The sequence below is a fragment of the Variovorax sp. 10N420 genome (genome assembly GCF_056394705.1).
Genome location: NZ_JBFTIJ010000009.1, coordinates 13,842 through 28,301 on the forward strand (window position 1 = coordinate 13,842; position 14,460 = coordinate 28,301).

Here is a 14,460-nt window from a genome sequence, read left to right on the forward strand (position 1 = left end):
GTCCGCCGGGGCCACACCCGCACCTTGGCGGCGGGCTCAGCGAGCCGCGGCAAGTTCGTCGCGAAGTCCGGCAGTGATCTCGTACGACCGCAGCCGCGCTTCATGCTCGAACACCTGCGAGGTGATCATGAGTTCATCCGCGCCGGTCTGGTCGATGAATTCCTGCAGCCGCGCCCGTACCGTGTCGCGCGAACCCACGGCGGAACACGACAGAACCGAATCGAGCAGCGCATTTTCCGCCGGACCGACACGCTCACGATAGCCCGCGACCGGCGGCGGCAAGCGCCCGGGCCGGCCGCTGCGCAGGTTCACGAAAGCCTGCTGCCATGACGTCGCGCGGAACGCGGCCTCCTCGTCCGTCTCCGCTGCGAAGACATTGAAGCCCAGCATCACATAAGGCTTGGCCAGTTGTGCGGACGGCTTGAAAGTCTCGCGATAGATCTGGATCGCCTGCATCAGTTGCTGCGGCGCGAAGTGGGAGGCGAAGGCATAAGGAAGTCCCAGGTGAGCGGCGAGCTGCGCTCCGAAGGTGCTCGATCCCAGAATCCAGATCGGCACCTCCAGCCCCATGCCTGGTACGGCGCGAACCGACTGGCGAGGCTCCTTGGACATGAAGTCCATCAGCTCGATGACGTCCTGCGGAAACCGGTCCGCATCGGACTGGAGATCGCGGCGAAGGGCTTGCGCTGTGCGCTGGTCCGAACCGGGTGCGCGGCCAAGCCCGAGGTCGACGCGGCCGGGGTAAAGCGACTCCAGCGTTCCGAACTGCTCGGCAATGACGAGCGGCGAGTGGTTGGGCAGCATCACACCGCCGGCGCCGATCCGGATGGTCGAAGTGCCGGCGCCGACGAAGGCGAGCAGCACCGCCGTCGCCGCACTGGCGATGCCCGGCATGCCATGGTGCTCTGCCAGCCAGTAGCGGCGGTAGCCGAGCTTTTCGCCATGCTGGGCGAGGCTCAGCGAATTGCGAAAGGACTGGGCGGCGTCGCTGCCTTCGGTGATGGGGGAAAGATCGAGGATGGAAAAGGGAACCATGCCGCTATCTTGGCTCGGATTGCCCGGTTTCGGATGCCGAAGGGATATTGGCCCGGCAGCGGGTAGGCTCGCGGGATGTCACTGCGCTTCATATGGACGGGTTTCCTCGGTCTGGCACTTGCTGCCTGCGGCTCGCTTCCCGTCGCCGTAGAGCGGCACGAGTCGTACAGTCTCCAGGTCTCTTCCGCCGAAAGCCCGCTCGCCCAGCTCGCCGCCTCGCAACTTCCGGCCGACGCCCAGTCGGGCTTCCGCCTGTTGCCATTGGGCTCGTATGCGCTGGACGCCAGATTGGCGCTCATCGAACGCGCGACACGGACACTGGACATTCAGTACTACATCATGGAGAACGACGCCTCGGGCCGGGCAGTGTTCGGCGCCTTGCGCGATGCGGCAGCCCGAGGCGTGCGTGTGCGGCTGTTGCTGGATGACCTGAACACCACGAAGGCCGAAGAGCTCATCGAGGCGCTCACGGACGTTCCGAATCTTGAAATCCGCCTGTTCAATCCCTTTTGCTGCGCCCGATCGAACCTCTCGGGCCGGGTCGTGACTTCGCTGGGGGATTTGCGGCGGCTGGACCACCGGATGCACAACAAGCTGCTGATCGCCGACGGTGCGCTCGCGGTGGTCGGCGGCCGCAACATTGCGGACGAATACTTTGCCCGCAATCTGGTGGCCAACTTCATTGACCTGGACGCCGTCGCCGCGGGGCGCGTCGTGCCGCAGTTGGGGATACTCTTCGATCGCTACTGGAACAGCGAAGAGTCTTTTCCCGCGGCGTATCTTTCAAGCTATCAACCGCCGGCCGGCGCGCGGGACGCACTGCTGCGCGAGCTCTTGCCTGCCAGTGCGGCGCACATCGAGATCGATCTTCCGACCCGGGATCTTCTCGAGCTCGAGCCCCTCAGCACCGAACTGCGGGCGCAGCGGCTCACGCTGGTCCCGGGACTCGCCTATGCGGTGGCGGATCTCCCGTCGAAGAGACTGCAGGGCGCCGACGACGTCGAGAACACCAGCCTCATGTCCGGAGCGCTGAGCCAGATGCTCGGCGCACGCACGGAGCTGGTGCTGATCTCGCCCTATCTGGTGCCGGGCAAGCGCGGCATGGAGGTGCTGGGCAGCCTCGAAAGCAAGGGGGTCCACATGACGCTCGTCACCAATTCACTTCCCGCCACCGACTCGACACTGGTGTATTTCGGCTATTCGCGCTATCGGCCGCGGATCGTCAAGGCCGGTATAGAGCTCTATGAGGTCAGCGCGACCACCACCGCCGAGAGCAAGCCGATCTTCGGTTTTGGTGGCTCATCGAAAGGACGCCTTCACGCGAAGTTGGCGGTCGTCGACGAACAAATGGTGCTGCTGGGTTCGTTGAACTTCGATCCCCGATCGGCGCGCAAGAACACCGAGCTGGGCGTCGCCATCGACAGCCCCGCACTCGCGAAGCAGGCGCTGCGCATTGTGGACGCCATGAAGGCCGAGGCCTACCACATCCGCCGGGAGTCGGAGGGAGGCATGCTGGCGTGGGTGCCGCCCGACGAGGACGACGACCAGGCCGTCGACCATGAGCCCGGCATCTCGCTGCTGAATAGTCTGCAGCGACTGCTCCTGCAGCCGCTGGTCCCGGAAGACTATCTCTGAAGGGCGACGGCCGGGGCCAGGATCAGGACAGCGCCTTGGCCTTGAGTCGCGCGAACTCTTCCTGAGTGATGGTGCCGGCGTCGAGCAGCGCCTTGGCATCGGCGATCTGCTCCGCAGGCGACTTTCCGGCCACTTGGCGGATGTATGCATCGGTGTCGGACTTGGCCCGTTGCAGGCTGGCGCGTTGTCTTTCGGCCATGCCTCTGCCGCGCGCAATGATGTAGATGATCGCCGTCAGCCCGGGGATGAAGATGAGCCCGATGATCCACAGCACCTTGAATCCGCCGCCCAGTTCAGAGTCGCGAAACAAGTCGCCGATGATCTGAAAAAGAATGAGGAGGTAGACGATGAGGACAAAGGTCGACAGCAGCAGTTGAATCAGGTCCCAGAAATTGCTCATTTAACTTCCTCTATGTTGTTGAGATTGAAAGACTAGTAAGTACGCGAAGTCGCCTTGTTTGTCCACGTCCGCAGCAGGCCGAGGACGAAGCCCCCGGTGAACATGCCGAGGACGTAGACCAGCAAGACCATGACCGAGGTCGGCAACGTGACACTCATCGAGAACAGCGACACCGTCACCGACTCCATGTTCTGGATCTTGAAGAGCACGACGATGCCGACAAAGATCACGATCAACGCGATGTAGAGGTAGCGGGTCATGTGACTTTCTCCAAGTAAAAGGGCTGCTCAGACAGCGATCGCGCCCGAAGCAAGCGCGACGACCGCCGCGACGGCGGCAACGACCACGACCACAAAAACGCCCAGCTCGGGCCGCGTGAAGATTCGCTCCTTCTGTTCGCGCCGTGCGACCAAGTAAAGAAGAGTCCCCGGCGCATAGAGCACTGCCGAGAGCAAAAGGAATTTCAATCCGCCGGCGTAGATCATTCCGGCGGCGTACACGGTCGCGATCGCGCCGCGCACCCAATCGCCAGTGCGGCCACGATCATGACCACGGCCATCGACGACGTAGGTCTCTCCGGTCCAGGCGAGCTTCAATCCATAGGCAGCGACGAGCAGATACGGAATCAGCGTCATCGAACTCGTCATCTTCAGGGCGAGCGTGAACGCGTATTCGGCGAACCACGTCACAAGCAGGAAGACCTGGATGACTGTGTTGGACAGCCAAAGCGCAGCTGCGGGCACACGGTTCTTGTTTTCTCGCGCGAGAAAGGCGGGCATCGTCTGGTTCTTGGCCGCGGAATGGAGCACTTCCGCGGCGAGCAGCGACCAGGCAAGATAGTTGCCGAGGATCGAGATCAGCAGGCCTACGCTGATGAAGATCAGGCCCCAGGAGCCGACCAATGCTTCCATGACTCCCGCCATCGCTGGCGTGGGCAGCGCGGCAAGGTCCGGGCGCAAGAGCACGCCATATGAAAGGATCGTGACGAGGATCAGCAGGCACAGCACGCCCAGGAATCCCAGCACGGTGGCGAGGCCCACGTCCTGGCGCCGTTTGGCGTAGCGTGAATAGACGCTCGCGCCTTCGATGCCGACGAACACGAACACCGTGACCAGCATCGTGCTGCGCGCCTGGTTGGCGACGCTCGTCAGGCTGCGCTCTTCGCCGCCAAAGAAGTTCCAGGCAAAGATGTCCGCCCTGAAGCCGACGATCGCGACCACGATGAAGACGACGATCGGCACGATCTTGGCGACCGTCGCAATCGTGTTCAGCGCCGCCGCCGATTTCACGCCTCGCAGCACGAGGAAGTGAACACCCCACAGCACGACCGTGGCGGAGACGATCGCGAGGACGGTGGTTCCATCGCCAAAGGCCGGAAAGAACTGTCCGAGCGTTGCCTTGATGAGGATCAGGCAGGCCGTGTCGGCAAGGCAGCACCCGATCCAATAGCCCACTGCGGAAGCGAAGCCCAGGTAATTTCCGAAACCGGCCTTGGCATAGGCGTAGATGCCGGCATCGAGGTCGGGCCGCCGACGAGACAAGGTCTGGAAGACGAAGGCCAGCATGAGCATCCCGGCACCGGCGATCGTCCACGCGATCAGCGCGCCGGCGACACCTGTCGACCTCCCGAACGCTGACGGAAGGGCGAAGATGCCCGAGCCGATCATCGAGCCGACGACGAGGGCGATCAGTGCGCCGAGCGAAAGCTGCTGGTCCTTCGAAGTGGTCATGCCGGTCGAGCGCGACTTCCTGATTCGTGGTCAGTAGTCCACGGGATCGCGGCTGATCGGGCAAGTCATGCAGTGACCGCCGCCGCGGCCCCGACCAAGTTCGGCGCCTACGATGGTGATCACCTCGATGCCCTCCTTGCGCAGCAGCGTGTTGGTGTAGGTGTTGCGGTCGTAGGCATAGACCACGCCGGGAGATGCGCACACCAGATTCGCGCCGCTGTCCCACTGGGTCCGCTCGCGCTGATAGTCGCTGCCGCCGGCCTCCACCACCCGCAGCTTCTTCAGCCCCAGTGCCTGCGCGACGACATCGACGAAGGACTTGCTTTCCTTGCGCAGCTCGACGCCGCTCGGATGACTGCTGGGATGGTAGGAGAAGGTGCTGGTCTTGTTCATGAAGTCCGGCGCCAGCAGCACGCAGTCGCGGTCGGCAAAGGTGAAGACGGTGTCCAGGTGCATCGCCGCGCGGATCTTCGGCATGGCCGCGACGATGACGCGCTGCGCCGCGCCCTTCTTGAACAGCGTGGCCGCAAGCTGGCTGATGGCCTGGCGCGATGTCCGCTCACTCATGCCGATGAGCACGACACCCTTGCCGATGGGCATGACGTCGCCGCCCTCGAGCGTCGCGAGGCCATGGTCCTGCGTCGGGTCGCCCCACCACACATTGACCTTGCCTGCAAAGTCGGGATGAAACTTGTAGACGGAGGTGGTGAGGATGGTTTCCTCGTGCCGCGCGGGCCAGAACAGCGGATTGAGCGTCACGCCGCCATAGATCCAGCAAGTAGTGTCGCGTGTGTAGAGCGTGTTGGGCAGCGGCGGCAGGAGGTATTCGGTGCCGCCCGCGGCTTCCTTGGCGACCTTGAGCGCGGCGCCGCCGTGGGCTTCGGGAAAGTCGTGGGTGGAGAGGCCTCCGATGAGGGTCTCGGCCAATGCGCGGTTGTCCAGGCCTTCGAGATAGCTGCGCAGTTCGTCGACGAAACCCAGGCCCACCTGATTGGGCACCACCTGGTTGTCGAGGATCCATTTCTTGCCCTCTGGCACTGCCACGGTCTCGGCCAGGAGGTTGTGCATCTCGACCACTTCGATGCCGCGGTCCCGCATCTTCGTCACGAAATCGAAGTGATCGCGCTTGGCGTTCTCCACCCACAGGACATCGTCGAAGAGGAGCTCGTCGCAGTTGCTCGGCGTCAGGCGCGAGTGCGCGAGACCGGGCGCGCAAACCATGACCTTGCGAAGCTGGCCGACCTCGGAGTGAACGCCGAATTCAGCCGCATTCGAATTGCCCGCACTTGTCTTGGCCATGATGTGTCTCCAATCAGATGGTGAAGAGTCCCGTCGCCAATCCGTAGATGCCGTAGACGGCACCCAGCACGGCGACGACGAAAATGATCCAGTCCACGGGGGTAAAGACTTGCTTGCCCTGTTCGCGGCGCGCCCAGATGTAGAGGATGGTCCCCGGGGCATAGAGAACGGCCGAGAGCACGATGAACTTGAGCCCCCCGGCGTAGATCATGAAGACCGTGTAGATGACGGCCACGCCAGCCATGATGAGATCGCGCCGGCGCTCCTGCGGCCGCACCTGGTAGCTCTCGCCGCGCTTGGAGATCATGAAGCCATAGGCCGCCACGAAGAGATACGGAATCAGCGCCATCGCGCTCGTGAGGTTCAGCATGAGCGCGAACGCATCGCGCGAGAAGTAGGTGCTGATGACGAAAAGCTGCACGATGATGTTGGTCAGCCAGAGCGCATTGGCCGGCACCTTGTTGGCGTTCTCGCGGGCGAAGACGGCCGGCATGTCTTTTGTCTTCGCAGCAGTGAACATCACTTCGGCACAGATCAGCGACCACGCAAGATAGGCGCCGAGCACCGAGACGATGAGCCCGACACTGACGAACACCGCACCCCAGGGACCGACGACCGCCTCGAGCACGGCAGCCATCGAGGGCTGTCGCATCCCGGCAATGTCCGCGCGCTGCAGCACGGCGTAAGGCAGCATCGTGACCAGCACCATGAGCCCGGTGACGCCGATGAAACCGATGATCGTGGCCTTGCCGACGTCGGAGCGCTCCTTGGCGTAGCGCGAATAGACGCTCGCGCCTTCGATACCCAGGAAGACGAAGACCGTGACGAGCATCGTCGCTCTCACCTGCTCGAAGATGCTCCCGGTGAGATCGCCGCCATACAGGTTGCCGCTGAAGAGGTCCATCTTGAACGAGAAGATCAGGATGACGATGAAGACCACGATGGGGATGATCTTGGCGACGGTGACAACGCTGTTGATGAAGGCGGCCTGCTGCACGCCCTTCAGGATCATGAAGTGAAAGAGCCAGATGCCCAGCGACGCGACAACGATGGCCACGACCGTGTTGCCGTCGCCGAAGACAGGGAAGAAGGCGCCCAGCGTGGACTTGATGAGCACCCAGTAAGAGACATTGCCGATGCAACTGCCGATCCAGTAGCCGAAGGCGGACAGAAAGCCCGGGTAGTCTCCGAAGCCCGCCTTGGCATAGGCAAAGACACCAGCGTCCAGGTCCGGCTTGCGCTCGGCCAATGCCTGGAACACGCGCGCCAGCATGTACATGCCCGTGCCTGCAATCAGCCAGGCAATGACGGCACCGAGTGGACCCGTGGCGTTCGCAAAAGTCCGCGGCAAGGAGAAGATCCCTGCGCCGACCATCCCACCGACCACCATCGCGGTGAGCTGCATGCGGGACATCTTCTGTTCAGCAGCCATGGGTCTCCTCGATGGTCGCGAGCGACCTGCTGGTTGTTGTGGGAAGTGCGCGCACCTTTGGGTGCTTGCCCCTTGCTCTATAGGGCGGGCTCAGCATCAGTGCGCCTCAAATCTTTGTCAAGTCGACAAAGGATGCGCGAGACGGTGAGGCATCGGCGTTCATTGCCCCAAGGGGCAAGCGCCAATGCACATTGGTTCAATTGCCCATTGCGCACCTGATGCGATCATCTTTTTTCATTCTTGTGGAAGGAGATATTCCAATGACATCGCGACTTCTCTCTCGGCTCGCAGCAATTGCGATCACCCTTGTCCTCGCCGCTTGCGCGGCGCCAGGCTCTCAAACCGACACGATGGCGATCCGGCAGGGTGTGATCGAGCAGATCATGCCCACGCAGATCCCGAGCTCGCATCACACCGGTGTCGGCGCGGTGCTCGGTGGCCTCGCGGGCGTCGGCGTCGGCAGCTTGATCGGCGGCGGCACCGGGCGCGACGTCGCGATGGTGGTCGGTGCCATCGGCGGCACGATGGCGGGCTCCGAAGTGGCACGCAGGTACGACCGGCCGCTGGAGGGCCAGCAGATCTTCGTTCGCACCGCCAGCGGCGTGCTGGTCGAGGTCACGCAGCCGGTCACGCCCGGACTGCGCGTCGGGCAGCGCGTGTACATCCAGGGCAGCGGCGATGGTGCACGCGTGATCCCGCAAGGTTGAGTTCGTCCGGCTACAACGAGCCGACAAGCACAAAGACAAAGGGCCGGTTCACTGCGAACCGGCCCTTTTCAATGCGAGGTGAGGTGAGGTGAACGAGCCCGATCAGAACGGGATGTCGTCGTCCATGTCGTCGAAGCCCGAAGATGACTTCGAGGGCGCCTGGCGCGGTGCTGGCGCCGGAGCGCGCGGAGCGGATGCGGGCGGACGCGAATAGCCGCCGCCTTGCCCCCCCCCTTGCGAATATCCCCCCCCGTCGTCGTCGCCGGACGGGGCGCCCTGTCCCTGGCGGCTGCCGAGCATCTGCATTTGATCGACGCGGATGTCAGTGGCGTACTTTTCCACACCGTCCTTGTCGGTGTATTTGCGGGTGCGGATCTGCCCTTCGACGTAGATCTGCGAGCCCTTGCGCAAATACTGGGCCGCGATTTCGGCCAGCCGGCCGTTGAACACCAGACGGTGCCACTCGGTGGCTTCGCGCATTTCGCCGCTTTGCTTGTCCTTCCACTTGTCAGTGGTGGCCAAGGTCGCGTTGCACACTTGGTCGCCGCTCGGGAAGGTACGCGTTTCCGGATCTCGTCCGAGATTGCCGACGAGGATGACTTTGTTGACCGATGCCATATGTACTGCCCCTGGGAGATGCCAGTAATTCTGTGAGTCGCGGGTTCGCGAAAGCGATCGAGTCTACCTCGCCGCGAGCAACCTGACGACCGGCTCCTTTGGCACCCGAATCAGGTGCCAGCTGATGGCGCATCGGTAAGAATGCCCCCCCGGTGAGCTGGCGGACGACGGCGTTTCCGCCCTGAATCTGCCCTCCCGGCTCGTCAATGCCGTTCATTCGGCGCGGAGGCCTCATGGCGACCCCAATCACTTCCCTTACCCAAAAGATCGACCGTGGCGGCGCCATCACGATGGTTTTGACCATCCTTCTCGGCGCGGCAAGTTATCTGTTCGGACAATCCAGCGCCATCGAACTGCACTGGTTCTGGGTCGCGTTGATTGCGCTGTGCATCATCGGCGTGTCAGCTGTGCAGATCGCGCGCCTGCGCTCCCTGCAGGATCGGGACGACGAGCTCAGCGCCATCGTGGACGCCGTGCCGCACATGCTGTTCTTCAAGGACACCCGGTTGCGCTACCAATTGTTCAACACCGAATTCAAGCGGACATTCGACATCGACTCGAACGCCGGAATCGGCAAGACCGACCGGGATTTCTTCGGCCCAGAGCACTGGGAACGCTACATGGCGCAGGACCGCGAACTGATGGCTGCCGGCGTGGCCCGCAACTATGACGAAGAGATCGTCATCCAGGGAACGGTGCACAGCATCCAGTCACGCAAGCAGCCGGTGTATGACCGCCACGGCACCCTGCGAGGGCTGGTCGGCGTCTCGCTGGATGTCACGATCGAGAAGCAGATACAGCGCCAGCTCGAGGACGCCAACATGCGCCTCGGCATGGCCCTCGAAGCGGCCAGCATGGGGTCTTGGGAATGGAACATGGCCACCGGAGAGGTGCGCGCCGACGCGCGCACCCGGTTGATCCTGGGCATGAAGGAGAGCGATCACGACGCCGCTTCCGTTTTTGCCCGGCTTCATCCGGAGGACGCGAAGGAGACCAGGGCCCGCATCGACCTTGCGCGCACGCGCAAGGAGGTTGCCACCTTTGAGTTCCGGGTCATCGATGACTCAGGCGACGTGCGCTGGGTGGAGGGCTTTGGCTCGCTCGATGAAGGGCGCGGCGGCCTCGATTATCTGATCGGCGTCAACCGCGACATCACCGAACGTCGCCGAGGCGAGCTCGAGCTCAACGCAGCGAAGTTGCAGGCGGAGCGCGTGCTGGCCGAGCTCGAGCAATCACGGATCGACCTCGAACTGGCGTTGACCATCGGCGGCCTGGGTGTGTGGCGCTCCCTCACCACGCTGCCCAAGAACGCGGATCTGACCGATCCCGCATTCGGAGCCACCGTCATCACGGCGGACCAGAAGATTCGCGAGATCCTGGGGATCGACGACCATGCCGACGATGACCCGCTCACATACCTGAAGCTCGGCGCGCTGGTTCATCCTGATGACCTCCGAAGCGTCGTCGGCAAACTGAGGCGCACGTTCGACAAGGGGCAGGAGGTCTACAGCGACCAATACCGCATCTGCAGACCGAACGGGACGATCCGCGTGATGGAGGTGCGAGGCAGCTTGGCGCTTCGATACGAGTCGGATACGGTCGTCATGGACTTCACCGGCATCGCAAAAGACATCACTGAAGAAGAGGAGCTCAAGGCCAACCTCATCACCAAGGCCGAAGAAGCGCGAGCGGCCGTGGATGCGAAGACCCATTTCCTCGCCATGATGAGTCACGAAGTGCGCACGCCGCTCAATGGCGTGCTGGGAATGATCGACCTGGTCATGGAGACGCCGCTCACGGACGACCAGCGAAGCATGCTGACGGGATGCCGCAAGTCGTCAGTCGCACTGCTGAGGATCATCAACGACATCCTGGATGTCTCGAAGATCGAGGCGCGCATGCTGGGGTTGGAGAGCCGGCCGCTTTCGCTGACGCGCCTCATCGAAGACGTATGCACGAGCTTTACCGCGGACACCACACGCAAGTCGATCGCCCTGAAATTCCACCTCGATGCTGGAATTCCGCAGTACGTGATGGGCGATTCGGTCCGGCTGCGACAGGTGCTGACCAACCTGATCGGCAATGCCGTGAAGTTCACGCACCAAGGCAATGTGAGCGTCCAGGCGCGACTCACGCGAAACGGCCGACTGGAAATGACGGTGGAAGACACCGGCATCGGCATTGACCCGCTCTTCACGAGTTCGCTCTTCGAGCCCTTCAAGCAGGCCGAAGTAGCCACCACCCGCCGCTATGGCGGCACCGGGCTGGGCTTGTCAATCGTGAAACAATTGGTGGAGTTGATGCGCGGCAACGTCCGCTGCGAAAGCACGCCCGGTGTCGGCAGTCGCTTCATCGTGACCTTGCCTTTGCGCGCATGGACACCCGGCACAGGCTCCGCGCCAGGGCACAGCCCGGCGCCTCATCCCGTCATCGATGCGGCCAGAGTCGAACATGACGCCGTCGGTGGCGCTCTCGGCTTGAAGGTGCTGCTGGCGGAGGATCATCCAATCAATCGGGAGGTGATCACGCGGCAACTCGTGAGGCTCGGCTGCACGTGCGAATGCGCGGTCGACGGCCAGGAAGCCTGGGAAATGCTGATGGCTCCGGAAGCGGATTACGCACTGCTGCTGACGGATTGCCACATGCCGCGGCTCGACGGCTATGCGCTGACCACGCGATTGCGTGAAAGAGAATCTGCAGAGGGTCTGCCGAGACTGCCGATCATCGCGTTGACAGCCAGTGCGCTGCAGGGCGAGGCCGAGCGCTGCCTGGCGTTGGGGATGGATGTCTATCTCTCCAAGCCTCTGCAACTGGGCGATCTGCGCGATGCGCTGGTGAAGGTCATGTCGCGGGAGCCGCAAGAAGATGCGCTGGCGGCGCCAGCCGGCCCCGTCGACGTCGCGAAACCTGCGGAAGCAGCGCGATATCCGAGCCTGACGGCGCTATGTGGTGGCGACCTCGGCAACGTCGCCGAACTGGTCGGCATCTTCGTCACAGCGAGCGAGGAAGACCTGGAAAAGATGGACCGGGCCGCTGGGGCCGATGACTACATCGGGCTTAGAAAACTGGCGCATCGACTGTGCTCGGCATGTCAGCAACTCGATGAGCGCAACGCTGTCGATGCGTTCCGGACCGTCGAGTTGACGAGCGCGGACGATGAGAGAAAGCTGATCGAGGCCACGCGCGAAGCCTATGGCGCGGCAAGGGCCGAGCTCGAATCGGTGCTTGTTCGAGCCGGCGACTTCGCCCGCTCGTATCGGCGAACTGCCTGACCCATGTGCTGGAGTGTCAGGCCACCAGCTGGTTGGCTCGCGAGAAATCCACCAGTTCCACGAGGCTGGAGATGCTCAGCTTCTGGAAGATTCGCGCCTTGTAGCCACTGATGGTCTTGTTGCTGATGAGGAGTGTTTCGGCAATTTCCTTGTTGCTCAGGCCGCGGGCAAGATATTGCAGCACTGTCAGTTCGCGATCGGAAAGGCTCTTGATCAAGGCACCCGGCCGCGCACCGTCTGCGAGCGCCGCGTGCGACGCCAGGATCGAAGTCGCGAACATGCTGTAGCCGGCGAGGACCGTATGGGCAGCCTGGACCAACCGCTTCAGATCCTCCGTCTTACTGATGAATGCGTTGGCGCCGGCCTTGACCGCGCGCGCGCCGAAGATCGATTCCTGTTGACCGGAGAGCACGAGAAGCTTCGTGTCGCCGTGCAGCTTTCTTACGCGTTCGATGACGTCAAGACCGTTCAATCTCGGCAGATCGAGATCAAGGATCACCAGCTTCGGCTGAAGCTCGCGGATGACCGTCAATGCCGAAGGGCCGTCACTCGCCTCGCCGACGATTTCGAACTCACCGGTGGACTCCAAAGCGGATCGAACGGCCAGTCGAATGGCCGGGTGGTCATCCACGACGACTACTGATTGCATAACTTACTCCCTTTTGTTGACACCGATCCTGGTTCGGCCCCTTCGCAGAAGACCTGTCGATCCGATTCGTGATCGTCTCGGCGGGTCTGGTGACAGAGCGAAGAGGCTTTCCGTGGCCCTGAGAAAGAGCTGTCGGTTTGAAAAAACGCGAAGCATAGCGGCGCAAACTGCAATCGGTAGTACTACACCGCTTTCCCGGGTACTTTTCAGACATTTCCTAGGCTCCGCACAGGAAGACGCATCGCCGACAGATCCGGGCGCCTGCGCCTGCGCCTGCCGCGGAGACAATGACGCTATTCCATGAACCGCGAACCGGACTTCTTCGAAAACCTGCGCGCCGAACTGTCGAGCGGCCGTCTATGGCTCGACCGCGCCATCGTCCTTGGCTACGCCATCGCGGCGGGCCTGTTCGTGGTGGTCTTCACGATCGCCAGCGACCGCGCTTTCGGGCTGTTCCTGGGGCTGTACCGCTCCCATCCGTGGGCGGTTCTACTCTGGACGCCTGCCGTCACGGCCGCCATCGTCTGGGCAACGCGCCGCTGGGCGCCCGGTGCGCGGGGTTCGGGCATCCCGCAGGTCAAGGCAGCGCTGCATCCTGCGCTGCCGCCGGAGAAACGCGGTCTGTTCGTCTCGCTCAGGCTCACGGTTGCCAAGATCGGGCTGGCCGTGCTGGGCTTTGCGGCCGGACTCTCCATCGGGCGCGAAGGCCCCGCCGTGCAGGTCGCCGCCGGGGTCATGCAGCACGCGCGCCGGTGGCTTTCACCACGCACGACGATCGATGCGCGCGGTTTGCTCCTGGCAGGCGGCGCCGCCGGAATCGCCGCAGCCTTCAACGCGCCGCTCGCCGGCGTGGTGTTCGCGATCGAGGAACTGTCAGGCCGCATCGAAGCGCGTGCGAGCGGGTTGATCATCACGGCCATCGTGCTCGCGGGTCTGGTCGCGGTGTCCGTATTCGGCAATCTGAGCTATTTCGGCATCATCAAGGTGCCGCGTTTCGGCTGGGAGGTGATGGGACCCGGCCTCATGGTGGCCTTGACGACGGGGCTCGCCGGCGGTCTCTTTTCGAGGCTTCTCGCCACTTCGCTCACGGGAGCACCGCAGCGGTTGAACAATCTTCGGGCGCGCTGGCCCATTCGCTTTGCGGCCGTCGGCGGACTTGCGGTGGCGGCGATCGGCCTCGCGACCAACGGCACGACCTTCGGCTCCGGGTCGGAGTCGGTCAAGCACATGCTTGCGGGCCACGACGAGCTCACGCCGCTCTACACGCTGCTCAAGTTCATTGCGACCTGGCTCACGGCGTGGTGCGGCGTTCCGGGCGGAATCTTTGCACCTGCGCTTTCGATCGGCGCCGGCATCGGCGAGGGGATCGCCCGATTTGCAGGGCCTGGACTCGGCCCCGCACTCATCGCCATGGGCATGGCGGGCTTCCTGGCGGCGGTGACGCAGGCGCCGCTCACCGCCTTCATCATCGTGATGGAGATGGTCGACGGGCACTCGATGGTGCTCAGCCTCATGGCTTGCTCGCTGCTGGCCAGCCTGGTTTCACGAATGATCAGCAGGCCGCTCTATGAATCCTTGGCCGAACACATGCTGACGATGGCGATGGGCGCGCCACTGCCGCCGGATCCGGACGACCCGCTCGCGACCGGGCAATCCCCCGACGCACCTTGAAACAGGCGGGGA

12 protein-coding genes are annotated in these 14,460 nt (G+C 63.2%); 4 read left to right on the forward strand and 8 right to left on the reverse strand.

Annotation, left to right across the window (positions count from 1 at the left end):
- Positions 1–36 precede the first annotated feature (36 nt).
- Complete coding sequence (locus tag AC1DEK_RS21855) at positions 37–1,035, reverse strand: LLM class flavin-dependent oxidoreductase (protein WP_478127388.1); 999 nt, start codon at positions 1,033–1,035, stop codon at positions 37–39.
- A 75-nt stretch (positions 1,036–1,110) separates the two neighbouring features.
- Between AC1DEK_RS21855 and AC1DEK_RS21860 the strand changes: the two genes are divergently transcribed.
- The gene (locus AC1DEK_RS21860; protein ID WP_478127389.1) at positions 1,111–2,670 is read left to right on the forward strand and encodes a phospholipase D family protein; all 1,560 of its coding nucleotides are present in this window, start codon (positions 1,111–1,113) and stop codon (positions 2,668–2,670) included.
- 22 nt (positions 2,671–2,692) lie between these two features.
- On the opposite strand, the gene AC1DEK_RS21865 is transcribed toward AC1DEK_RS21860, so the two are convergent.
- From AC1DEK_RS21865 to AC1DEK_RS21885, 5 genes are read right to left on the reverse strand one after another with little or no spacing between them, the layout of a single operon-like run.
- Positions 2,693–3,070: an SHOCT domain-containing protein gene (locus tag AC1DEK_RS21865; protein ID WP_478127390.1), complete on the reverse strand. Its 378-nt coding sequence runs from the start codon at positions 3,068–3,070 to the stop codon at positions 2,693–2,695.
- Between the two features lie 32 nt (positions 3,071–3,102).
- A complete protein-coding gene (locus AC1DEK_RS21870; protein ID WP_478127391.1) occupies positions 3,103–3,330 on the reverse strand; it encodes a LapA family protein in 228 nt (75 codons plus the stop codon).
- A gap of 27 nt (positions 3,331–3,357) precedes the next feature.
- A complete protein-coding gene (locus AC1DEK_RS21875) occupies positions 3,358–4,800 on the reverse strand; it encodes a basic amino acid/polyamine antiporter (RefSeq protein WP_478127392.1) in 1,443 nt (480 codons plus the stop codon).
- 30 nt (positions 4,801–4,830) lie between these two features.
- A complete protein-coding gene (arcA, locus tag AC1DEK_RS21880) occupies positions 4,831–6,099 on the reverse strand; it encodes an arginine deiminase (RefSeq protein WP_478127393.1) in 1,269 nt (422 codons plus the stop codon).
- 13 nt (positions 6,100–6,112) lie between these two features.
- A complete protein-coding gene (locus AC1DEK_RS21885) occupies positions 6,113–7,531 on the reverse strand; it encodes a basic amino acid/polyamine antiporter (protein WP_478127394.1) in 1,419 nt (472 codons plus the stop codon).
- A 260-nt stretch (positions 7,532–7,791) separates the two neighbouring features.
- Between AC1DEK_RS21885 and AC1DEK_RS21890 the strand changes: the two genes are divergently transcribed.
- Positions 7,792–8,238, forward strand: a complete 447-nt coding sequence (locus AC1DEK_RS21890) for an outer membrane lipoprotein (protein ID WP_478127395.1) — start codon at positions 7,792–7,794, stop codon at positions 8,236–8,238.
- A 102-nt stretch (positions 8,239–8,340) separates the two neighbouring features.
- Here AC1DEK_RS21890 and ssb read toward each other — a convergent pair whose 3' ends face one another.
- Complete coding sequence (gene ssb / locus AC1DEK_RS21895) at positions 8,341–8,856, reverse strand: single-stranded DNA-binding protein (RefSeq protein ID WP_478127396.1); 516 nt, start codon at positions 8,854–8,856, stop codon at positions 8,341–8,343.
- 233 nt (positions 8,857–9,089) lie between these two features.
- Here ssb and AC1DEK_RS21900 point away from each other — a divergent pair, with 233 nt between their 5' ends.
- On the forward strand, positions 9,090–12,128 hold the full coding sequence (locus AC1DEK_RS21900) for a PAS domain-containing hybrid sensor histidine kinase/response regulator (RefSeq protein WP_478127397.1): 3,039 nt from the start codon (positions 9,090–9,092) through the stop codon (positions 12,126–12,128).
- Between the two features lie 16 nt (positions 12,129–12,144).
- Here AC1DEK_RS21900 and AC1DEK_RS21905 read toward each other — a convergent pair whose 3' ends face one another.
- The gene (locus tag AC1DEK_RS21905; RefSeq protein ID WP_478127398.1) at positions 12,145–12,777 is read right to left on the reverse strand and encodes a response regulator; all 633 of its coding nucleotides are present in this window, start codon (positions 12,775–12,777) and stop codon (positions 12,145–12,147) included.
- A 300-nt stretch (positions 12,778–13,077) separates the two neighbouring features.
- Here AC1DEK_RS21905 and AC1DEK_RS21910 point away from each other — a divergent pair, with 300 nt between their 5' ends.
- Positions 13,078–14,448: a chloride channel protein gene (locus AC1DEK_RS21910; protein ID WP_478127399.1), complete on the forward strand. Its 1,371-nt coding sequence runs from the start codon at positions 13,078–13,080 to the stop codon at positions 14,446–14,448.
- Positions 14,449–14,460 lie beyond the last annotated feature (12 nt).

Bases quoted from the DNA above. Each gene is read 5' to 3' on its own strand.
- AC1DEK_RS21855 (WP_478127388.1), bottom strand. From the start codon at position 1,035: ATGGTTCCCTTTTCCATCCTCGATCTTTCCCCCATCACCGAAGGCAGC.
- AC1DEK_RS21860 (WP_478127389.1), top strand. From the start codon at position 1,111: ATGTCACTGCGCTTCATATGGACGGGTTTCCTCGGTCTGGCACTTGCT.
- AC1DEK_RS21865 (WP_478127390.1), bottom strand. From the start codon at position 3,070: ATGAGCAATTTCTGGGACCTGATTCAACTGCTGCTGTCGACCTTTGTC.
- AC1DEK_RS21870 (WP_478127391.1), bottom strand. From the start codon at position 3,330: ATGACCCGCTACCTCTACATCGCGTTGATCGTGATCTTTGTCGGCATC.
- AC1DEK_RS21875 (WP_478127392.1), bottom strand. From the start codon at position 4,800: ATGACCACTTCGAAGGACCAGCAGCTTTCGCTCGGCGCACTGATCGCC.
- arcA (WP_478127393.1), bottom strand. From the start codon at position 6,099: ATGGCCAAGACAAGTGCGGGCAATTCGAATGCGGCTGAATTCGGCGTT.
- AC1DEK_RS21885 (WP_478127394.1), bottom strand. From the start codon at position 7,531: ATGGCTGCTGAACAGAAGATGTCCCGCATGCAGCTCACCGCGATGGTG.
- AC1DEK_RS21890 (WP_478127395.1), top strand. From the start codon at position 7,792: ATGACATCGCGACTTCTCTCTCGGCTCGCAGCAATTGCGATCACCCTT.
- ssb (WP_478127396.1), bottom strand. From the start codon at position 8,856: ATGGCATCGGTCAACAAAGTCATCCTCGTCGGCAATCTCGGACGAGAT.
- AC1DEK_RS21900 (WP_478127397.1), top strand. From the start codon at position 9,090: ATGGCGACCCCAATCACTTCCCTTACCCAAAAGATCGACCGTGGCGGC.
- AC1DEK_RS21905 (WP_478127398.1), bottom strand. From the start codon at position 12,777: ATGCAATCAGTAGTCGTCGTGGATGACCACCCGGCCATTCGACTGGCC.
- AC1DEK_RS21910 (WP_478127399.1), top strand. From the start codon at position 13,078: ATGAACCGCGAACCGGACTTCTTCGAAAACCTGCGCGCCGAACTGTCG.